Annotated in this window: 22 protein-coding genes, 1 pseudogene and 1 riboswitch; of the genes and pseudogenes, 9 read left to right on the forward strand and 14 right to left on the reverse strand. The window is 45.1% G+C overall.

Annotation, left to right across the window (positions count from 1 at the left end; translation table 11 throughout):
• Nucleotides 1–101 precede the first annotated feature (101 nt).
• Genes AAC155_RS09705 through AAC155_RS09760 form a run of 12 tightly spaced genes read right to left on the reverse strand, consistent with a single transcriptional unit; the run spans nt 102 to nt 10,208 of the window.
• Nucleotides 102–815: a cobalt-factor II C(20)-methyltransferase gene (locus AAC155_RS09705; RefSeq protein WP_113041958.1), complete on the reverse strand. Its 714-nt coding sequence runs from the start codon at nt 813–815 to the stop codon at nt 102–104.
• Nucleotides 815–1,609, reverse strand: a complete 795-nt coding sequence (gene cbiK, locus AAC155_RS09710; RefSeq protein WP_113041959.1) for a sirohydrochlorin cobaltochelatase — start codon at nt 1,607–1,609, stop codon at nt 815–817. The genes AAC155_RS09705 and cbiK overlap by 1 nt, the downstream gene beginning before the upstream one ends.
• Nucleotides 1,610–1,622: 13 nt before the next feature.
• Complete coding sequence (locus AAC155_RS09715) at nt 1,623–2,408, reverse strand: cobalt-precorrin-6A reductase (protein WP_113041960.1); 786 nt, start codon at nt 2,406–2,408, stop codon at nt 1,623–1,625.
• Nucleotides 2,405–3,130, reverse strand: a complete 726-nt coding sequence (locus AAC155_RS09720; RefSeq protein ID WP_113041961.1) for a precorrin-3B C(17)-methyltransferase — start codon at nt 3,128–3,130, stop codon at nt 2,405–2,407. Before AAC155_RS09720 ends, AAC155_RS09715 begins: the two co-directional genes overlap by 4 nt.
• The gene (gene cbiG, locus AAC155_RS09725; protein WP_113041962.1) at nt 3,124–4,185 is read right to left on the reverse strand and encodes a cobalt-precorrin 5A hydrolase; all 1,062 of its coding nucleotides are present in this window, start codon (nt 4,183–4,185) and stop codon (nt 3,124–3,126) included. The genes AAC155_RS09720 and cbiG overlap by 7 nt, the downstream gene beginning before the upstream one ends.
• The gene (locus tag AAC155_RS09730; RefSeq protein ID WP_113041963.1) at nt 4,166–4,939 is read right to left on the reverse strand and encodes a cobalt-precorrin-4 methyltransferase; all 774 of its coding nucleotides are present in this window, start codon (nt 4,937–4,939) and stop codon (nt 4,166–4,168) included. Before AAC155_RS09730 ends, cbiG begins: the two co-directional genes overlap by 20 nt.
• Complete coding sequence (locus tag AAC155_RS09735; protein WP_113041964.1) at nt 4,932–5,501, reverse strand: decarboxylating cobalt-precorrin-6B (C(15))-methyltransferase; 570 nt, start codon at nt 5,499–5,501, stop codon at nt 4,932–4,934. The genes AAC155_RS09730 and AAC155_RS09735 overlap by 8 nt, the downstream gene beginning before the upstream one ends.
• Entirely contained in the window at nt 5,491–6,093 is a 603-nt protein-coding gene (locus AAC155_RS09740; RefSeq protein WP_113041965.1) for a cobalt-precorrin-7 (C(5))-methyltransferase, read from the reverse strand. Before AAC155_RS09740 ends, AAC155_RS09735 begins: the two co-directional genes overlap by 11 nt.
• A complete protein-coding gene (gene cbiD / locus AAC155_RS09745; protein ID WP_113041966.1) occupies nt 6,090–7,226 on the reverse strand; it encodes a cobalt-precorrin-5B (C(1))-methyltransferase CbiD in 1,137 nt (378 codons plus the stop codon). Before cbiD ends, AAC155_RS09740 begins: the two co-directional genes overlap by 4 nt.
• Nucleotides 7,223–7,855, reverse strand: coding sequence for a cobalt-precorrin-8 methylmutase (locus AAC155_RS09750; RefSeq protein ID WP_113041967.1), 633 nt, complete (start codon nt 7,853–7,855; stop codon nt 7,223–7,225). The genes cbiD and AAC155_RS09750 overlap by 4 nt, the downstream gene beginning before the upstream one ends.
• A 14-nt stretch (nt 7,856–7,869) precedes the next feature.
• Nucleotides 7,870–8,829, reverse strand: a complete 960-nt coding sequence (cbiB, locus tag AAC155_RS09755) for an adenosylcobinamide-phosphate synthase CbiB (protein WP_113041968.1) — start codon at nt 8,827–8,829, stop codon at nt 7,870–7,872.
• Nucleotides 8,826–10,208 carry a cobyrinate a,c-diamide synthase gene (locus AAC155_RS09760; protein ID WP_113041969.1) on the reverse strand — a complete coding sequence of 461 codons (1,383 nt, stop codon included), beginning with the start codon at nt 10,206–10,208 and terminating at the stop codon, nt 8,826–8,828. Before AAC155_RS09760 ends, cbiB begins: the two co-directional genes overlap by 4 nt.
• Nucleotides 10,209–10,309: 101 nt before the next feature.
• Nucleotides 10,310–10,495: riboswitch (cobalamin riboswitch) on the reverse strand.
• Between the two features lie 470 nt (nt 10,496–10,965).
• Here AAC155_RS09760 and AAC155_RS09765 point away from each other — a divergent pair.
• Together AAC155_RS09765 and AAC155_RS09770 are read left to right on the forward strand one after the other, a co-directional pair.
• Nucleotides 10,966–11,562, forward strand: a complete 597-nt coding sequence (locus AAC155_RS09765; protein WP_113041970.1) for a TorD/DmsD family molecular chaperone — start codon at nt 10,966–10,968, stop codon at nt 11,560–11,562.
• Nucleotides 11,563–11,983: 421 nt separating this feature from the next.
• Nucleotides 11,984–13,510, forward strand: a complete 1,527-nt coding sequence (locus AAC155_RS09770; RefSeq protein ID WP_113041971.1) for a trypsin — start codon at nt 11,984–11,986, stop codon at nt 13,508–13,510.
• Nucleotides 13,511–13,941: 431 nt separating this feature from the next.
• On the opposite strand, the gene AAC155_RS09775 is transcribed toward AAC155_RS09770, so the two are convergent.
• Nucleotides 13,942–14,121, reverse strand: coding sequence for a hypothetical protein (locus AAC155_RS09775; protein WP_191214754.1), 180 nt, complete (start codon nt 14,119–14,121; stop codon nt 13,942–13,944).
• Between the two features lie 212 nt (nt 14,122–14,333).
• On the opposite strand from AAC155_RS09775, the gene AAC155_RS09780 reads away from it, so the two are divergent.
• Both AAC155_RS09780 and AAC155_RS09785 read left to right on the forward strand, forming a co-directional pair.
• A complete protein-coding gene (locus AAC155_RS09780) occupies nt 14,334–14,612 on the forward strand; it encodes a type II toxin-antitoxin system RelE/ParE family toxin (protein ID WP_011147220.1) in 279 nt (92 codons plus the stop codon).
• Nucleotides 14,612–14,902, forward strand: a complete 291-nt coding sequence (locus AAC155_RS09785; RefSeq protein ID WP_011147221.1) for a HigA family addiction module antitoxin — start codon at nt 14,612–14,614, stop codon at nt 14,900–14,902. Before AAC155_RS09780 ends, AAC155_RS09785 begins: the two co-directional genes overlap by 1 nt.
• 85 nt (nt 14,903–14,987) lie before the next feature.
• Here AAC155_RS09785 and AAC155_RS09790 read toward each other — a convergent pair.
• Nucleotides 14,988–15,148 (reverse strand): annotated as a pseudogene (locus tag AAC155_RS09790) (IS4 family transposase); the annotation flags it as partial.
• 86 nt (nt 15,149–15,234) lie between these two features.
• On the opposite strand from AAC155_RS09790, the gene AAC155_RS09795 reads away from it, so the two are divergent.
• The 5 genes from AAC155_RS09795 to AAC155_RS09820 all read left to right on the forward strand — a co-directional run bounded on the left by AAC155_RS09795 (nt 15,235) and on the right by AAC155_RS09820 (nt 19,718).
• Entirely contained in the window at nt 15,235–15,408 is a 174-nt protein-coding gene (locus AAC155_RS09795) for a hypothetical protein (protein ID WP_158536536.1), read from the forward strand.
• A gap of 325 nt (nt 15,409–15,733) precedes the next feature.
• A complete protein-coding gene (locus tag AAC155_RS09800; protein ID WP_113041972.1) occupies nt 15,734–16,306 on the forward strand; it encodes a hypothetical protein in 573 nt (190 codons plus the stop codon).
• A 449-nt stretch (nt 16,307–16,755) separates the two neighbouring features.
• The gene (locus AAC155_RS09805; protein WP_240002832.1) at nt 16,756–17,589 is read left to right on the forward strand and encodes a phage tail protein; all 834 of its coding nucleotides are present in this window, start codon (nt 16,756–16,758) and stop codon (nt 17,587–17,589) included.
• Nucleotides 17,589–18,215, forward strand: a complete 627-nt coding sequence (locus AAC155_RS09810) for a tail fiber assembly protein (RefSeq protein WP_113041974.1) — start codon at nt 17,589–17,591, stop codon at nt 18,213–18,215. The genes AAC155_RS09805 and AAC155_RS09810 overlap by 1 nt, the downstream gene beginning before the upstream one ends.
• Before the next feature lie 546 nt (nt 18,216–18,761).
• Nucleotides 18,762–19,718, forward strand: a complete 957-nt coding sequence (locus AAC155_RS09820; protein ID WP_113041975.1) for a glycosyltransferase — start codon at nt 18,762–18,764, stop codon at nt 19,716–19,718.
• Nucleotides 19,719–19,753: the final 35 nt, after the last annotated feature.

A 19,753-nucleotide genomic window follows, 5' to 3' on the forward strand; every position in this document is an offset into this window, starting at 1 on the left:
TGCTATCTCCTTTATATTGGTGTAGCAGAGCAAAAAGCTGCTCCTCAGTTTTTACAGCCGCGATTCCATTCGCCATGCAGCTTTAGCTGCCTTTCCGGCACTTATTTCTCAGTATGCCACTGTTTATTCACTAGAATGGTGGAGAAATAAGGTAATTTTTGATCGGCGTCTATCTGATCCAAACGGCGCCAGCACTGTTCACTTGGTAATGTCGCATCCGCCATCAATAAAGCATGTTCAAACAAATTCAGACGCGCCAACAACGCACTCACGGTGGTAAAACGGTTATAAATTTTCATCAACACCACGCAATCATGCGTTTGCAGTGCCTGCTCCAGCTCGGCTTCCGGCGCAGTACAAGACATTATCGCCATTGATTGCTGTTCCATCGCCAGTGGTAATACGGTACGCGCGGCAATCGCAGCAAAAGAGGTGATGCCAGGGACAATTTCCAACCACTCTTGCCGACCAATTCTCGCCAGCAAAAAGACCCAAGTACTGAACAACATGGCATCACCCAACGTGATAAAACCCACTTGCCGCCCTTGTGCTACTTCATCTTGTAACTGTTGCGCGACTTCATCCCATACCGCCTGTTTCTCTTCGCCATTACTGTTCATCGGAAAATGGCAGGTGCGAATTTCCGTGTGGGGTAGCAGGTACTCACGCACAATGGAGAGCGCCAGACTATCTCCTCCTTTACGCCCGGCAGGGGCATAAAGCACATCAAGGCCAGCGAGTATTCGCGCTGCACGCACGGTCACCAAGTCACTCGCTCCCGGACCAACGCCTATAGCATAAAGTTTTCCATTCATCACACCACCTCCCGCTGATCTGCCTGTAATGCATCTGTCAAGTGTTGAACGAACATTTGGCGAATTAATGGATTTTCACCTAATCCCTGTAACCAAGATTGCGTTTTGATCCCAACAGATTCCAGTTGAGAACGCCACGAATCCGGCTCGTCCGATGCCATATCGTTAATCGCATGATCACCGGCCACCAGCATTAGCGGCATTAAATGCACTTTACGTACCGCCTGTCGCCGCAAGCGGATAATGATATTGTCGATTTCCGGGTAGCTCTCCACCGCGCCAACCAATGCCGGGAAATTATGGGAACTCATCAGGTGATCAAGACACGCATAGGCAGAAAAAGCATGATGACTGGCGCCGTGCCCCATAAATACCACGCGTTCATCTTCAGCTAATGGCGGCATCTGACTTTTCAGGGCAATAAGCAGTTGTTGATAATCGGCAAAGCTATTAAGCAGCGGTGTGCCTACGACTAATCGTTGGAAATGATCACTGAAGGTACGCACTTCACTGACAATCTTTTCATATTCATCACCGTTGATGACATGGAGGGATTGAATAGCCACATCCTGATACCCTTCATTGACCAAACGCTCCAACGCCTGACGTGGGTTATCCACCTGTAAACCATCACGTTTTTTTAATTTACGGATGATCATCTCTGAGGTGAATGCACGATATAGATCGCGATCACGGTAAGCTGCTGCCAATTGTTGTTCACAGACATCAATATTCTTTTGCCGGGTTTGATGATAGCTGGTACCAAAGCTAATGATTAATAATGCTTTTTTCATTTTATTGCCCTCATTATTCCTGCCAACTGGCTAGGTGTTGGACAAACTCATCCAGCGAACTAATCTGCTCTCCTTCATCCCCCTGTAAAGTCTGTGTAGGACGGCACACCACAATACAGGGAATATTGAGTGCCAGACAGGGGGCCACTTTCTGTTGATATCCCCCCTCGGCCCCAGACTCTTTTGTGATCACCACATCAGGGTGACAAAATTCATACACTGCATGATTGAATTCAGCCGTAAATGGCCCACGCAACGCGATAATATGATCGACCCCCAATCCTAACGCTTCGCACTGAATCAATACCTCAGCGGTCGGCAATACCCGCACCAACAACGTTTTTCCCGGTAGTAAACGCTGATACAACTCCAATTGCTTACTGCCGGTGGTGAGCAAGATCCGTTGCCCTAGTGTCCGGGCAACGTCGCAAGCCGCCTCGATACTATTTACTTTGTGCAACAGTGGATGGCTCAGTAAATCAATCTCACTGGGACGCTGATAACGAGTAAGCCGCAGTGACAAGCGACGACAAGCTGTGAGCACATTTTGGCTTAGTGCATCTGCATAAGGATGAGAAGCATCAATCACCCAACGTACCTTATGCTGATCAAAGTAATCCACCATAGCCTCGGCATCCATTCGCCCCACCACCACCTCTCCTTGAATATCACCCGCCAGTTGTTTCCCTGCATCCGTAGCAACAGAGAGACGATAACGCGCTCCTGCTGCGTCTAGTGCCTGACAGAGCAACCGGGCATCGCTGGTACCACCGAAAACATGGATAGCCGGATGGCTCATAATTCATACCCCCGTGGCGTGATCATCAATCCATCACGGCAATAGGTTGTTTGATTGCCAACGATTACCAGACTGGTCATATCTACCGGGGAGAAATCCATCTCGCCGAAAGTAGTGATCCATTTATCCTGTTTTTTACGTCCCGCCGCTTTTACTACGCCAACCGGCGTCTGTGCTGCTTTCCACGGCCGCATAAGGTCAAATGCTTTGGCAAGATGCCCTTCCCGGCCACGGCTACGTGGGTTATAAAAACAAATAACAAAATCGGCTTGTGCGGCGGCAATAATACGTTTTTCAATCATCGGCCACGGCGTTAACAGATCACTTAAACTGATATGACAAAAATCGTGCATCAACGGTGCGCCCAACAACGACGCCGCGGCAATACTGGCGGTGATCCCGGCGACCAACTTAACTTCAAGCTCACATTGTTGCTGGCAAACCAATTCCAGCACTAAACCCGCCATGCCATAGATTCCCGCATCACCGCTGCTGATCAAAGCGACTTTACGGCCGGACAATGCCAAATCGATCGCCTTCTGGCAGCGCTCAATCTCCTTGCACATACCGGTCTTAATCACTTCTTTATCCATCGTTAGATGTTTAACTAAATGGGTGTAGGTTTTATAGCCGACAATAATTTCAGCTTCGCGGATCGCCTCAATGGCCTCCTGTGTCATCATGGATTCATTGCCTGGTCCAATACCGATTACTGTTAACATGATTGTGATACCCCCAAAGTGATAGTAACGCCCTGCTGACGCAAGGTCCGACCAACCAATTTTCCTTCGCTCATCAACCAGGCGACAGGCTGCGAAACACTGCCAACCCCTACCGTCTGGCGTACAAAATCGGAAGCAGGAAAACGTTGTTCATGAAGACTTAACTCATTAACACTGAACAACTCAAATGGTACACGCCAACGCTGTGCAAGCTGATTTAGCGCCGGTTCATCCTTTTTAATCACAACACTGCCGATGGCACGTAACGCCATCAGATCGAAATGGTTTTCCGCCATCTGCTGCTGCAATAGCTCAATCACTGTTTGCAATGGCGTATCCCGGCGACAACCGATCCCGGCCACAACACGCTTCGGCACCAGTTTGTAAACCGGTAGAGACAATTCCGGCAATGAATCTCGCAATGTGATACACACCAGCGCATCCAGCGCTGGTAATGTCTCTAGACACGCTACCGGGACAAAACCCCGGGTATCACACCGCCCGCGTTCACTAAGTAGTGGCTCATCCCACCACAGCCCTACTTTCTGATCACTGACCAGCATTTGATTTATCACCTTCACCACATGGCGAAAATCCTGCATATTGGCATCTAATTGAGTGGCAAGGGTGTCCAATGCCGCCATCCCGTTAACATCCGTGGCGGTTGTAATCACCGGGTCAGCGCCTAACAACTCCGCCAAATGGTGAGTCAATGCATTAGCGCCACCCACATGACCGGATAACAGGCTAATAACATGCTGACCACCTTCATCAATCACCACCACGGCGGGATCATGCATTTTGTCGTTTATGAGTGGCGCAAGCATGCGTACCGTGATGCCAAGCGCCGCCACCACGACCAACGCTGAATAGTGTTTAAATGCCTCGCGCAATGTATCGCCAAAGCTGCCATTAAAAGGCGTAAACCCCGGCTCCAACAACTTTTCGCTGGTAAAACAGGTCAGAGGAAGATGAGTTTTCAACCGACGTACCAGTCTGACCCCTCCCGGCGTCAGACAGAATACGGCTATTGATTCATGCCCGGCGATATTCATGGCTAAACCCCGCATCGTAAAGCTTGGAATAGTGGTACTCCTCTCCCAAAAAAGCGCCGACCAGAATCAAAGCAGTTTTACGAATACCCGCCGCCTGTACTTTTTCAACGATATCCGCCAACGTACCGCGCACAGTTAGGCTTTCATCCCAGGTCGCTTTGTATACCACCGCGACCGGCGTCGTTGCCGGATAGCCGCCAGCTTGAAGACGCGCAGCCACATGTCTCATTTTCTGTACAGAAAGATAAATCGCCATTGACGTTTGATGAGCAGCGAAAGATTCCAACTGTTCGAGCGGCGGTACCGGAGTACGCCCTTCAATTCGAGTAATAATCAAGCTTTGCGCCACTTCCGGTACGGTGTACTCCACCCCTAATTGCGCTGCCGCCCCAAGAAAAGCACTGACACCCGGTATCGAGACAAAACTGATGCCCGCATCGGTCAAAACTTCCCCTTGTTCGCGTATGGAACCGTACAACGAGAGATCGCCGGTTTGTAGCCGCACCACCAATTTACCCGCACGTACACCATCGACCATCAGTGCAACAATCTGTTCCAACGTCAGGCCGGCGCTGTCATGACACTCAGCCTCCGGCGGGCAATAATCCAACAGTTCGGTATTAATCAGTGAACCGGCATAAATCACTACCTGTGCCTGTTGCAGTAAACGGTAACCTTTTAAGGTGATCAACTCCTTATCACCGGGTCCGGCCCCGACAAACCACACTTTTCGCGGATCAAAATATTCAGACATCGATCTTCTCCTTGTAACAGGAAATTAGATAAGTCGGATTATTCGGTTTGAAATAGTGACCAGTACCCAGGGACGCCAGAGTAGATGCTTGTAGCTGTATACACTCCAAGTTACTGATCTGACAGGTCCGCAAATGTTCCAGTGCATCATTTAGGTTATTCAACAAAATGAAAGTCAGTACCAAGCGGCCACCGGGGTACATGTGATCCAGTGCCCAATCGATCAAAGCGGTCAATTGCCCGCCACTGCCACCAATAAATACGGCATCCGCCATCACATCCGATGCTAACGGAGCCTCTCCTGCAATAATCTCCACATTATGACAACCTAGTCGTTGGCGATTCTCCTCAATCAAGACCAGTGCTGCCGGGTTGCGTTCAATGGCAGTAACGGTCAGCGCCGGGAAGCGTAACGCCGCCTCTAATGCCACACTGCCCGTACCCGCCCCCACATCAATCAATTGGCTAGCATCATTCAGTTCCAGCCGCTCCAGCGCCAATGCACGTACAGGTTCTTTGGTCATCGGCACTTTCTGTCCGCGTAAAAATTCATCATCTCTCATTTAGGATCACCACCACATTCATGTCATAGTCAGTCGCCACCGCTTCCGGCCGCAGACGGTGAATACGCTCATTAGGCAAAGAGAGGTTTTCACCAATAATCAATGTACGGTTCAGGCCACGCTCAATAATGGCCTGCGCAATTGCCCGCGGGCCGACGCGCCCATCAGTTACCATGCCTACTTTGTCGTGTTGCAGAAGCCAGCCAAAATCCGGGGTACGCCCGTGACTGCTGGTCAGATAAATATCGTTCATATCCAGTGCAGCTTTGGCACACAGATACTGAATTGAACTGATACCCGGAATGATGCGCAGATCCTCTGCGGTAAAATATTCAGACAATAATTTGCCAATGCCATATAACAGCGGGTCACCAGACGCTAATACCACAATCCGGCGTGTACTGTTGTTCTGTAGCCAAGCAAGCAAACCAGCAAGATCAGCATCCACTACGCGGGTTTCATGAGTAACGCCGCTAAATATCTCCAGATGGCGTCTACCACCAACCAATACCTCCGCCTCAGTGATATAGTGCTGTGCCTGCGGTATCAGATACGCTGTATCGCCGGGACCAATTCCCACTACGGTGATCATCGCATTGCCTCCAAAATGTCATTTAATGGGCGACTAGTGCCAAGTATCTGATTATCAAAGGAGAACATGATGGCATCACAGCGCGGCGGGTTAACCGCAAAACGCAACATTTCACTCATTCGTTCACAAATGCGTTCGGCAATACGGTCATAAACCGCTTGCAAGCCGTGTTCTGCAATCAGTTCCATTGCGGCTTCTGTGGTATCGCAACGACTCACCTCTAACAGCATTTCCTGCGACGCCCCCATCAGTGCCAGATAAGCAATTAACGTTTCCATGCGGCCATCAGCAATATGACTGTGGGTATGGAAAATTCCTGCGGCCACTTTCACCAGCTTGCCGGGGTGTCCCACCAACATGATATGGCGGAACCCAAGCCGCACCGCTTCCTGCAACATGTAACCCACGAAGTTACTCATGGTTACTACTAGCTGACCATCAAGCCCCAATTGTTCACGCACAAAACGTTCACCATGATTGCCCGGCACCAGAATGACCTTTTCAGCACCCGCCGAACGTTTCATTTCCAGTTCTATCGCCAACGAACGTTTCCAACTCTCTTCCGACATTGGCGTGACGATACCAGTGGTGCCAATGATGGAAATGCCGCCCAGTATCCCCAATCTCCCGTTGTAAGTTTTCTTTGCCCGCTCTTCACCTTCCGGCGCGAAAATTTCCACCTCCGCGCCCCGTAAAGGACCGATAGCCTCCCGTACCGCTGCCTCAATAGTCTGACGCGGTGTACGATTAATGGCCGAGCTGCCTACTGGCAATCCCACACCTTTGCGGGTAACCGTACCCACGCCTTCCCCGCCCCGCAGATGGATCTCACCGTGATCGCACAAGGTGACACGAGCAAAAATCAACATGCCATGAGTGGCATCCACATCGTCGCCACCGTCTTTACGAATAGCAGCAGTCGCCTGCTGCCCTTCAATCAGCGGCTGTTCAACATTAAGGCGTAATGTCACACCAGAAGGGGTAACAATAGAAACGTGATCGATAACTTGCTGACGCAGCACCATTAATGCGGCAACCTTGGCGGCAGCGGTAGCACAGGAACCCGTGGTATAACCTTTGCGATACTGCTTACCGTTATGCCAGATGCTGTCTAGTTGCATGGTGTCACTCATTGTGCCTCCTGCAATCGGTACAGAATGGCATTGATAATCGCCGCCGCGATATTACTTCCCCCTTTACGGCCTGCGGCGGCGATATAAGGCAGTTCACTTTGCATCAAAGCGGCTTTCGATTCCGCCGCACCGACAAAACCGACAGGCACCCCAACCACCGCCAATGGTGAAGCCTTCCTTTCCAACAAACGGAACAAGGCGGTTGGAGCGTTACCGAACACGAAGATTTTGTCCCCTTCTTCCGCCAGTGCGACATCTACCGCAGCCATAGAACGCGTGATACCCTGCGCTTTCGCCATCGCGACCACACGCGGATCACTGATATAGCAACGGCATTCACACCCCATCTGATGTAACAGTGCTTTGTTGATACCGGACTGAGCCATCGTCGTATCGGTATACAAAGTGCATCCCCGACTCAATGCTTCTGTAATGCGGGCCAGCACACCCGGCGAGAACCATAAAATATCCAACCAGTCAAAATCTGCGGTGGTGTGGATCACCCGTTTAATCACTGCTTCTTGCATTTCATCAACAAAACGGTAATCGGGCCGCTCACTAGCAATAATATCGCCAATGATTGCGAAGCTATTCTGTTCAATTTGCTGAGGTTTCTGGAGGTAGTTCATATTGTTGCCCTTTTTTAAGCCATGCCGACCAACAGTAAGCGCAACAGCGCAAACAACAGTAAGGCCAGTTGCGAAGCTATCATCATCAAATGGATACTGAGCGGGATATCCGTCAGCGCGATTTTACGGCGTTCATCACCCATCCAGGGTTTATCTACTCGTTCACCAAAATAACAATTCGGGCCGCCAAGGCGGATACCCAACGCTCCCGCCACCGTCGCTTCCGGCCAGCCACAGTTAGGGCTGCTATGCTGATAGCGATCACGCCAGCCAATACGTAGTGCCTGACGAAAATCAAGTCGAATGAAGCAAGCAGACGCACTCAACAACAGCCAACTCAACCGCGCCGGTAACCAGTTTGCTAAATCATCCATACGAGCGGAAACATACCCAATCGCGCGGTATTCCTGAGTTTTGTATCCCACCATTGAGTCAAGGGTGTTAACCGCTTTATAAGCCATTGCCAATGGCGCACCACCAATCATTAGAAAAAACAGTGGAGCAATAACCCCATCAACGCTGTTTTCCGCCACCGTCTCCACCACCGCGCGGGTGATTTGCGGTACATCTAGTTGGGAAGTATCGCGCCCGACAATCCGCGACAATTGCTGACGACTCTCATCCAATGAGCCTTGTTGTAATACCTCATGTACCTCTAGCGCGGCGTCACTCAGACAACGGCCAGCCAACAGGGTATAAATCATCCACACTTCAACCAGCCAGCCGACCCAAGGATGAATGAGGTTCATCAGCCACAGACACCCCCAACTCACCAACCAAGTCAGCCCCACAACCACTATCCATAGCCCTGCTCCACCAACTTTCAATGCACGTTCACTGTGACAACAGCGCCGAACCGCCCGCTGTACCACAGAGATCAGCTTACCAATCCAACGCACCGGATGAGGCCAATGCGGCGGATCACCTAACCAGCTATCGAGCAAGAAAGCAGCAAACCAGGCAGCAAGTGTCACAATAGCCTCCTTGCAGACCTCAACCAGCGATCAAGCAGACTAGGGCGCTGAGCAAAATGGATATGAAGATAACTAGCCAGTGTCTGCTGTACCTGATAGCCTCCGGCCCATTGCTGTATTGCCATCCCGTCACGCCATTTAGTACAGTCAAAAACTGAAGGCACTGAGCTGATAAAATCAGAATAATGAAACTCGTGGCCCCGTAAAATCTCACCTTCTGCGGCCAGCAAAGTGTCAAAACGGGCCTGTGCCTGACAGTAACCAAAGCGCATCAACCGCGTACCCATATGGCTTTCCCCCGGCAGAATACCGGCCATCTGGTGGCTCGCTCCCTCGCCATCGGTCAACGATTTACCAAGGTACATCAGGCCACCGCATTCAGCATAAATGGGAACTTGACGACAATGCGCATCCTGTAAAGCTTCCCGCATGGCACTATTGGCGGCCAACTTAGCGGCATAGATTTCCGGGTAGCCCCCACCGAGATAAATCATCTGACAATCGGGTAAACGGCGATCATGCAGTGGACTAAAACGGTGAATACGCACCCCCACCTGTTCCAACATCTCCAGATTATCAGGGTAATAAAAATTAAAGGCTTCATCATCTGCCAGCGCTAACGTCAAGCCATCAGCCAATGCGGGATCAGGCAATGATGGTGCCTCACCCTCGGGTAAAGTAGGACAGTCACAAAGCGCCAACAGACGATCAAGATGGATATGCGCCTCTACCTGCTGGGCCAGCCGCTGCCAGCGAGCATCATTGTCAGCCTGCTCTTGGGCAGGAATCAGGCCAAGATGACGAGACGGTAACGACACATCCTTCATCACGGGCAAACGTCCTAGCACCGGCACACCACAATAATGTTCAATCGCATGACGAATAAGTTCGAAATGATTTTCAGAATTGACGCGGTTAACAATGACACCCGCAATCGTTAAAGAGGGATCAAAACGGCAAAAACCCAGAACAGTTGCGGCAACAGAAGTCGATACTGCCTTACCGTCCACCAACAAAATCACCGGGCATCCCAACTGCTTAGCCATTGCAGCGCTACTGCAATAGTTTGGGTTGGTACCATAACCATCATACAACCCCATCACACCTTCAATGACCGCGACATCAGCATGACGCATATGCTGATTATAAAGACCATTAAGCGTCGCTGTTGGCAGCATAAATGCATCAAGATTACGAGATGCTACGCCACACACAGAGCTGTGCCAGCCGCTGTCCAGATAATCCGGCCCCACTTTAAACGGCTGGACAGTCAACCCTCTCAACATCAATGCCCGCAAAATGCCAAGGGTAACCGTAGTCTTACCACAGCCACTACCCGTACCCGCGATAACAAATGCCTTCCTACCTGACCATTGCATAGAAAATTCCCGATATGTCGATCGGAAAAGGAGCGCCCATAAGACGTGCCAACACTGCGCACACCACTTGGATGACAACTCGCTTCCCACCGAAGGAGTTAATGTCTCGTGCCTGTCAGGTCGGTCTTCTGGCTTAGCGTCACCCTTCCCCGCAACCTTCCCAGTCTTTCCGACCAGTGGCATCAGCGGAGTTGTCAGCATCACAGCAGCGGGGGCTGCGGAGGATTTTCACCTCCTTCCCAACCACACCATTAAGGTGCGGTATTAACCTAACGGCGGTTTATACCCGTCATCTTTCAAGTTGCCTCTTTGTTGGCTGCACTCGCTCACCCCGGTCACATAGTTATCTATGCTCCCGAGGATTCACTCCCTTGCCGTCGCGATGCATCTTGAAATCCATAGGGTATATAGGGTTTATTTATTTTTAACGTGGTCTACTTTTAAAATTATTAAATTATTAGATAACTAATGATATATATTCATTTTCACCATAATAACCTTATTAAATGCATTGAATTAAAATGTAGATCAAATATATATTTCCCATACCAATAAAGCGGCTAATTTTATTATTTTCGGTGATGAACTTATGCGTTTCATAACAAAAATCGCCGTCAATCTGGTGATAAAGATAGTAACAACACCGCAACAGATTAATCGTTGATCATAATCAACTATCTATTCATATCGTATAAGCTTATGATGTGTTTATGCTGCTTACACCATTGGTATAACCAAATCATAATGAGAATTTTCCATGTTATTAGATACTGCTGTACCTCGCATTATTGGCGCCTGTTTTTATTACTCACCGAAATCAGAACAAGTCCGCCCACTAATTCCATTGCTTATCGATATTGATAAATTATTTCCCTGGTCAAATAACCGCACAATAGAAAATCTGACGAAAAAGCTCGCTACCTTCTCAGTCGAATCTCTACAATATGACTACTCCATCTTGTTCGAAGGGCAAGGTGTTATGCCAGCCCCACCTTGGGGATCGGTTTATCTGGACAGAGAAAACGCGTTATCAGGTGAAAGCACGCTGGCTTACCGGGAATTTCTGACAAAACAGAATATCGTCATGTCCAGTAAACAACGGGAACCCGAAGATCAATTCGGTTTGATGTTGCTGGCCTTAGTTTATATTTTAGAACAAGGGCATAAACCTGCTGCACGTACATTGTTAGAACAGCACTTACTACCTTGGGCTTACCGTTATCTGGAATTGATGCAGACAACCAAACTAGAAAATGATTTTTATCCCATTTTAGCCACTATTGCTATTGACTATTTAAAAACACTGCAAACTGAATTAAAACTCATTCCGGCAAGACTAGAATTATTTTGCTAACACTTTTATTATTCCACAACAAATGCTCTGGGTGATAAATTTAGTAACAACTCATAAATATACACTCTCCCGGAGTTCAACTCTCATTTAATCAACTCATCCTTTATAACAACGAATTTATACCAGAAAAACCTTTATAGTCAGTTCTCGTTCCATTGAACGTTATAGCTCTATTGCAGTATATAAAACTATTTGGCTGATTTTTATGTTATTTATTATTGGCTATGGATAACAGGCACCCAATAGAATGATCTTATGCGCTAAAAAAACTGTCTATTAATTCATAAATTAGTAAACATTAAATACTCATATAGAGGATTTATTAAAGCTCTAAAAACACTTAGCGATAATTTTTTCTTCATTGAATGTCTGTTTCCATTACATGGAAAGATTAAAAATGTAAACAACATGAGGTAAAAACATGAGAAAAATTTTTTTAGCTACACTTATTACAGGGATTGTGTCAACAAGTTATTTCGCACACGCACTTCCCGAAAATAACAGCGAGCATATTGCTGATCTACAAGACAATACCAGTAACGAAGCTCCACTATTAAAATCCACCGATCCGGGCGCTGAGCGATTTAAGCATGTCGGAAAACTAAGCGGTCGCGGCCAATGTACCGCAACACTTATTGCCGGTTCAGAAACCCCTGATGCCAATCAACAAGCACTTATTCTTTCCGCGGGCCATTGTTTTGATTCTTCATTAGATACCAATGAAGTCATCATTGATCAACCTGTAGGCCCAGGTTGGACATACACGCCAAACTACTTCATTGACTTAATTAATGAACACCAACCTGTTGATGTTGATAGGGTTTTATACGCAACAATGAAAGGCGGCGACCTTGCGGTTTTCAGACTTAAAGCAACGTATGGTGAGTTGGCAAAGCGCGGAATACTGCCGGTAACCTTACAAAAAGATCATGAACCATCGGCATTAGAATTAACCAGCCAGCAGATTGAACTTGCTCATATTCCGGTCAATGGCATAGAGAGTGATAAACGTTATCTACGCTATTCGGCTTGCAACATTACTGGAAAAGCCTCGCTTGTGTATGAAGGTATATGGGCTTGGTCTCCGGCCGCAGCTGTTAATTGCGCGGGTGTTTCGGGAGGAACTTCGGGTTCACCGGTTATGTTAAAAGATCAATCCAAGATAATTGGTGTATTAAATACCACCGTCGATCGAAGTTACTCGGGTTGCGGTCTTAATCGGCCTTGTGAATTTATTATCGATCACAGTTTCTCTCGTGCAGGCGCCAGTTATTATATGCCTATTGATAAAATTGCACGTGCATTTACTTCTGATGGAAAACTGGATTTAAGTAAATTTGACGATGGAAAAGGGATCACGATTAACGCCAGCGGCCCATTGATTACGAAGGGCACAGTTAACAACAAACCTGTCACCTGGAATTTACGCCTTGTAGAGAAAGGTTTTGATAATATTAGCTATAAAAGAGGGCTTGCGAGTAATATTGATTGTACCGATCCTAAAGGATACAGCAAACCTATTCCAGTCACGACACAACCGTTGGAAAAACTTACCGTTCCTTCCAAAGAAGGGATTTATACCATGTGTGTCATTGGGCAATATTCTGCAAATAAACGCTGGCAGAGTACATCTAATGCATCAATAAAATTACGTGAAATTGACAACACCCGTCCGGGAGTAAGACCGGGTTCGACATTACTTTTTGAAACAGATGATAGTTGGGTTGTCGACGCTAGGTTTAGCCCTTGGGAAGTTGTTGATATACGTTATAAGGCCGGCCCAAGAAAATCGACAAAATGCGATGATTATAAAGATTACTCTATTTATAGAAGAGTACCGATTACTCTTAAAAAGAAAGACTCACCAGTACGCTTTTGTATGTATGGCTTAGATCAAGCAGGCAACATAGGTGCAATATTTTTTGAGGACTTTGGAGAACAAAAATAAATTTTTAAAATGGGCCTGCATTTGCACTGAGAAATCCCCACAAACTCAGCGCTAATAAATCAAAGCCCTATTTCGATAGATTTTGGCAAAATGGTTTAATACATTGTCGAGAGCTATCACTAGTAAAATTAGCGGAGAATGTCGTAAGATATTCTCCACCATACCGCTGACAAACCTCGTTGAAAATAACGGGGTTTGTTTCTTTTATTATGAATCATAATGCCATCCATTTTCCTCATTAACCCGATGTAATCCTCCACCAAGGCGTTATTTTCGCTTATCCTGCAATAAAATGCTCGCTCTCCTGAGATAAAAACAACACAGCATTGCGACCAGCAAGGCTATCTTCTTAATATTTTGGGCTATAGATAACAGAACAGCCATTATTGTGGCAATACAATGGGGCAACTAATTCGCGGATAAATTCGAAATTAATAGCGGCATCGACTTGACGGACTATACCCGTTATCTTTCAAGTTGCCTCTTTGTTGGCTGCACTCACTCACCCCGGTCACATAGTTATCTATGCTCCCGGGGATTCGCTCCCTTGCCGCCGCGATGCATCTCGAAATCCATAGGGTATAAATGATTTTTAGGAACCAGCTCGTCAAGCGAGAGTGTTTCTGGCGGGAAAGTCTGGAGAGTGGGTGTTCTTAACAAGATGGCAAGCCCCGTTTAGTGAACGGCACTGAATTAAAACAGAGTACCGGATAAAAAAACCAGCACTTTGTCAATAATCTGATATTATTTCATCAAAAAAATGTTGTTGCGCAATGATCGACACGTGTTATGCTGTCTCTCGTAACGCAACAGGACTCAAACAATGATTAAAAGTTGGAAGCATAAAGGGCTACGAAAGTATTATGAGAAGGGAACCACGGCGGGAATTGTTGCACACCACGCTAACAGGCTAGACCTACTGTTAAACGCATTAGATTTAGCAAGCGGCCTGAATGATTTAAGTTTACCGAGTTTTCAACTTCACCCACTTACAGGAGATCGAAAGAGTATTTGGGCGGTAAGCGTATCGGGTAACTGGAGGTTAACTTTCGAATTTAACGATGGTGATGTTTATATACTGAACTACGAGGACTATCATTAATGACTAAACGTATGCCACCCCATCCGGGGCGCTATATCTCTGACGAGATAGAGCACTTAAATATTAGTCTTAGAGCGCTTGCTCGTGCACTGGATGTCTCACCGTCAACTATTGGGCGTGTTGTTGAAGGTAGCGCGGCAGTAACGCCAGGAATGGCCGTTCGTTTAGCCAACGTGATCGGCAGTACGCCGGAAATGTGGCTGAGACTCCAGGAAGCGTATAGCTTGGCACAAGTTAAACAGGAAATAGATTTAACTCGTCTCACTCCCCTGTTTACGCCAATACCTTAACATGGCGGCAAGCTCCGTCTGGTGAACGGAGCTGAATTAAAACAGAGCGCCGGATAAAAAAACCAGCACTTTGTCAATAATCTGACGGAGAATGTCGTAAGACATTCTCCGTAATATCAAATAAGAAATAATTCGTCTCGATTTAAGGCTATTTGCCTGATATCTCAGGTGAAGCCCTTTATTTTCAGCATTGTATACCACTAGCCAAAAGATTATCGTACTCAGCGTGGCTAATAAACTCAGGACGGATTTTTCAGAGCGTTTGCTGATTTTTTCATTTTTACTGACAAATATCAATTCAATTAAAACGTCTCAGTTTTTTCAAGTTTAATATGATAAACATCACCTATACCCTATGGATTTCAAGATGCATGGCGACGGCAAGGAAGCGAATCCCCGGGAGCATAGATAACGATGTGACCGGGGTGAGCGAGTGCAGCCAACAAAGAAGCAACTTGAAAGATGACGGGTATATAATCATATTAATACAACAAACATACAGATGATGTTTTTATAATTGATGGAATTATTTTGAAATTAGATAAAACCAATTTGTTATTATTTACATAATAAACCACATCCGTAAAAGATGCATTCACAAACATTTCATCAGGATGTGCATTTAAAAAAACAATTCAACAGATAAAAATATGAATTATACTTATAATTACGATATCAATAACGTCCAACAACACTTGCTTAAGTACAAATAAAATAATTTTAATGGGATGAGTTATTAATATCTTATGGAAGCTATTTAACGGGTGAAAATTGACCCACAAAAATCACCTAATGAGGCTCCGAATAATTTCATCAAAGGAGTTTATTAATATGATCACTTTGAAAACGTTAATTGGTACAACTATTGTGATTCTAGCTTCATCAACACAATTAGCTTTAGCTGCTGAGACAAAAGAAAACATTACCGATAAGGAGGCAACATTAGAAGTTTCAGAAAGTAGAATTTCTAATTTATCAGCCACATATGCACTACAAATTAAAAATTCATCAGCGACAAAGAGTATTACTCTTATTACACAATCATCTAATTGCATGTACGATAGTGGAGATGAAAAAATACGCTTAGAGGCAGGTAAAACCTATCTGGGAAATTTACAGGATAATAATAACTGGATAGATGGATGTACAAATGAAACTAAAACTGTCGATTGGAGTGTTAGTTATATTAATGTTGCCAATACAGACACAAAAAATTGTACACTAACATTTCGGCATGGTCGTGGTCATGCAAATTCAGATGGATCTGGCCCTGAATGGTATACATTAATTAAAGGGTGTCCTGATATAGTTGAAAATGCTATTTGCGGAGGACAGATTTGTTATAACAGCCAGGCTTTTTGGGTAAGAAATCGAAGTGTAAATATAGAGCTTTCCGTTAAATAAATTTGGATGTGTTAGTTGAAACTTTATCTAAAATTGGGAGTTACCTGCTTTGATATGGTTACCAAATCCCATACAAGATTACAGGTAACTCTCAGTTTATTTCGTTATAACAAATCTCCAGAATCAGAATACGCAAATCAGAAAAAAATAGTGACTAATACAGATCATAGCCAATCTGTTTCCACCATGATTGGGAAAGGCACGCATTTTGCCAATATATGTGCTCTACTTTGACTATTTTCAGGTTGTTTTATAGACAAAGGTTGCTCGTAATTAAACCATTTGCAATTCTGTTCCCCATAATCGTCATTTTGGTCATTTATTAACACATGGATATACCCAGTTTTTACCTTTTTTATCTCCATTTAATGCCCTGACATACTGCTTCGACACGATTTATTGTTAATTTATAGATTCTATAAAACATTGGTTTAACAGAAACGGTAGAATTGGCGAAAAGTGCCGTGCCGAATAGCCGGAAAGTTAATGGCAAGGTGTTGAGTGGGGATGTCAGTTTGAATGCCGGGGATGTGGGGGCTTTTCCAGATGTTCGCGGTGGTCTGAGCGATAATGGCAGATTCTCGGACATGCGCGAAACGGGTATCTATCTTGTAACTATCGCTAATCCTAATTCTGTAACTGACTTACCCGTTTATAATGGCGGTAAAATTTACGCGTATGGATTTCTTTCTGTATTTAAGAGTAATGATCAGAGAATTCATCAAACATATTATTCTCATCACGGAGATATTGCGACACGACAAACTTGGGATGGGCCGGAGCAATACCTGCCTTGGACTATTCAATATAGCACAACAAATCCGGCGCTCCCCGTCGGCGTCCCGCTTCCGTATCCGCATCGTTATACACCCCAAGGCTACCTCACTTGCAACGGTCAGACATTTGATAAATCTTTATATCCGAAGCTAGCGGAAGCCTATCCTGCCGGTAGAGTGCCCGATTTAAGAGGCGAATTTATTCGAGGATGGGATGATAGTCGGGGAGTCGATCCGGGGCGTGTGTGTGGTACGTGGCAGGGGGATGCAATTCAAAATATTACTGGCGGTTTCGCAGTAAGATTGATGGACGGCTATTCACAGCTCGAAAGTTTATCGGGTGCCTTTAATGCGACACGAAATTCAAGCAGTGGGTTATATGCAAGTTATCCCTCCGGCAAACGGGGTGCCGATGACGTTACATTCGACGCATCACACGTCGCACGTACAGCAAACGAAACCCGCCCGCGCAACGTCGCATTTAATTACATAGTGAGAGCAGCATAATGACTGAACAGAAATACTCTTTAGAACATGAAACAGCAATCTTAGGTAAAGATGGTTTGGCAATTCAGGCAGGCTGGATAAAGGTTTATCACTCGAATCAAATCACGCGAGAATTCACAAATTCTGATATCGAATATGTCATGCTCGGTGTCAGTTTGTCAGCCGGCGCTTATCCTGATGCGCCAGAGCTACCTAAATCTCATGATGAGGCTGTTTGTCGCAGTGTAGACAGTAAATGCTGGGAAATCCTGCCTGACTATCGTGGAAAAATCGCTTACGACACATTGACTCGTACGGCTATTGAAATTACGGAAATCGGTGAGCTGCCCGACACGCTCACATTCAAGAAACCGCCCACCGACTTTGACAAATGGGATGGCAAAAAGTGGGTAGTTGATAAAGACTTACTCAAGTCTCATCAAATCAATGAAGCAAAACAACAGCAGGCAGCACTGTTACAACAAGCAAATGAAACAATCTCATTGCTACAAGACTCTGTTGACTTAGAAGTCGCTACAGACTCAGAGAAAGAAGCTCTACTCGAATGGAGAAAATACAGAGTATTGCTTACTCGTGTAGATGTGAATCAAGCGCCGGATGTGCCGTGGCCGGAAGTGCCAAAGTAATGATGGGGCCAAACGGCCCTTACTGCTATTTTAAGGGTTCTTCTGGGTGATATGGATAAAAAGATTTCTGACTTCGATTGTTATCGGGCTGCATAAGCAGCCCTTATTGTTGTCATTCTGGGATAATCCTTTAGGTAATTAATTAGGAGTGCAGTTCATTCTGAGAGGGATTATTTAATTGGTTCCGAGTGAAATCTACGACCTCGCCTAACAGAGCATTTTTTTCAACAAGAGCTTCATGAGGTATTTTACCTTTCAAGCTACCATGCGGCCAGTGATAATTGTAAAACGCCTCCCATTCAGCCAATCTAGTTTCTAAAGCTACGTCTCTTTTAATCGCTCAGTAATAGGTAAAACTTTTCCTTAGTACCAAATGAAAACTTATTTATAATTCAACTAGTTAGATATGATTATTGAGTTCCGGATAATTGGATAGTGCAGTTCGAAATAATTTATAAAAACAATTTATAACGTATTATAATTATGTTAACTTAAATATTAAAGATGATATTATTTAAAGTTTAAAACTTAGGAGGTAGCTTAACAATGAAAAAGATTATCGTTAACGGTGTTTCTAACCAAAAATTCATAAACAACTATGCTTATGATTTTGAAGAGATAATTAATCAAAAAATCAATCCTGATTCTATTCCGGATAGATTTTATCGTAAAGGTAAAGCTTGCTGGGTTTTTCAAACTTTAATTAATCTCAAATATTACTACGGTAATTATCTTGATATTACATTAACTAATCAAGTCCGTGCTGATGCAGTTAATATATTACACTACGATGATTTTAGCTTTAGAACTAAGCCGTGGATAGGATGCACTATTGTTTGTCAAGCTGATCGTCCCCCTGTTTATGGAGCTGATTATACCGTTGTACAAAATCCACTACAAACAGAACCTAGAAAAATCTTTTTACCACACTGGCCACAACCAAACTTAAAATGCAGATCTAAAGATAGCAATGAAATAAAAACTATTGGTTTTTTTGGACATGTTGATGCTTTACCTGATTTTTTTACAGATAAAAATCTTATAAGCGAGTTAAATAAAAGAGGTATAGCACTTAGAATATCAACAGATGACTGGACTAATTATAGTGACATCGATATAGCTATAAGTTTTAGGAAAGAATGTAGCCCTGACCTTATGAGAAAGCCGGCTAGCAAACTTATCAATGCGTGGAGTGCTGGTTGCCCTTTAATTTGTGATAATGAACCTTCTATGAGAGCTATACGAATAAGTGAATTAGATTATTTAATTGCCAAGACACCAGAGCAATTCATAGAGGCAGTGGATCAACTACGAAACCGACCAGATTTATATACATCAATGGTATCTAATGGAAAAAAAAGATTTGAACAATATGGTAGAGAGTCCACAGTAAAAAAATGGTTTTCTTTAATAGAAAAAATTCACAATATAAATGACACTCAAAGAGTAAAAACATTTTCCCGTTTCATTGCGTTTGCTCTTTATAAAGTAGGATTTCACTAAATCTTGCTAGTTTCGTATTGGTTTCCTCCTTGTTT

Origin of the sequence: Photorhabdus sp. HUG-39 (assembly GCF_963878365.1) — a bacterium.
GTDB classification, from domain to species: Bacteria; Pseudomonadota; Gammaproteobacteria; order Enterobacterales; family Enterobacteriaceae; genus Photorhabdus; species Photorhabdus kayaii.

Bases quoted from the DNA above. Each gene is read 5' to 3' on its own strand.
- AAC155_RS09705 (WP_113041958.1), bottom strand. From the start codon at position 815: ATGAATGGAAAACTTTATGCTATAGGCGTTGGTCCGGGAGCGAGTGAC.
- cbiK (WP_113041959.1), bottom strand. From the start codon at position 1,609: ATGAAAAAAGCATTATTAATCATTAGCTTTGGTACCAGCTATCATCAA.
- AAC155_RS09715 (WP_113041960.1), bottom strand. From the start codon at position 2,408: ATGAGCCATCCGGCTATCCATGTTTTCGGTGGTACCAGCGATGCCCGG.
- AAC155_RS09720 (WP_113041961.1), bottom strand. From the start codon at position 3,130: ATGTTAACAGTAATCGGTATTGGACCAGGCAATGAATCCATGATGACA.
- cbiG (WP_113041962.1), bottom strand. From the start codon at position 4,185: ATGAATATCGCCGGGCATGAATCAATAGCCGTATTCTGTCTGACGCCG.
- AAC155_RS09730 (WP_113041963.1), bottom strand. From the start codon at position 4,939: ATGTCTGAATATTTTGATCCGCGAAAAGTGTGGTTTGTCGGGGCCGGA.
- AAC155_RS09735 (WP_113041964.1), bottom strand. From the start codon at position 5,501: ATGAGAGATGATGAATTTTTACGCGGACAGAAAGTGCCGATGACCAAA.
- AAC155_RS09740 (WP_113041965.1), bottom strand. From the start codon at position 6,093: ATGATCACCGTAGTGGGAATTGGTCCCGGCGATACAGCGTATCTGATA.
- cbiD (WP_113041966.1), bottom strand. From the start codon at position 7,226: ATGAGTGACACCATGCAACTAGACAGCATCTGGCATAACGGTAAGCAG.
- AAC155_RS09750 (WP_113041967.1), bottom strand. From the start codon at position 7,855: ATGAACTACCTCCAGAAACCTCAGCAAATTGAACAGAATAGCTTCGCA.
- AAC155_RS09760 (WP_113041969.1), bottom strand. From the start codon at position 10,208: ATGCAATGGTCAGGTAGGAAGGCATTTGTTATCGCGGGTACGGGTAGT.
- AAC155_RS09765 (WP_113041970.1), top strand. From the start codon at position 10,966: ATGTTATTAGATACTGCTGTACCTCGCATTATTGGCGCCTGTTTTTAT.
- AAC155_RS09770 (WP_113041971.1), top strand. From the start codon at position 11,984: ATGAGAAAAATTTTTTTAGCTACACTTATTACAGGGATTGTGTCAACA.
- AAC155_RS09780 (WP_011147220.1), top strand. From the start codon at position 14,334: ATGATTAAAAGTTGGAAGCATAAAGGGCTACGAAAGTATTATGAGAAG.
- AAC155_RS09785 (WP_011147221.1), top strand. From the start codon at position 14,612: ATGACTAAACGTATGCCACCCCATCCGGGGCGCTATATCTCTGACGAG.
- AAC155_RS09795 (WP_158536536.1), top strand. From the start codon at position 15,235: ATGATAAACATCACCTATACCCTATGGATTTCAAGATGCATGGCGACG.
- AAC155_RS09800 (WP_113041972.1), top strand. From the start codon at position 15,734: ATGATCACTTTGAAAACGTTAATTGGTACAACTATTGTGATTCTAGCT.
- AAC155_RS09810 (WP_113041974.1), top strand. From the start codon at position 17,589: ATGACTGAACAGAAATACTCTTTAGAACATGAAACAGCAATCTTAGGT.
- AAC155_RS09820 (WP_113041975.1), top strand. From the start codon at position 18,762: ATGAAAAAGATTATCGTTAACGGTGTTTCTAACCAAAAATTCATAAAC.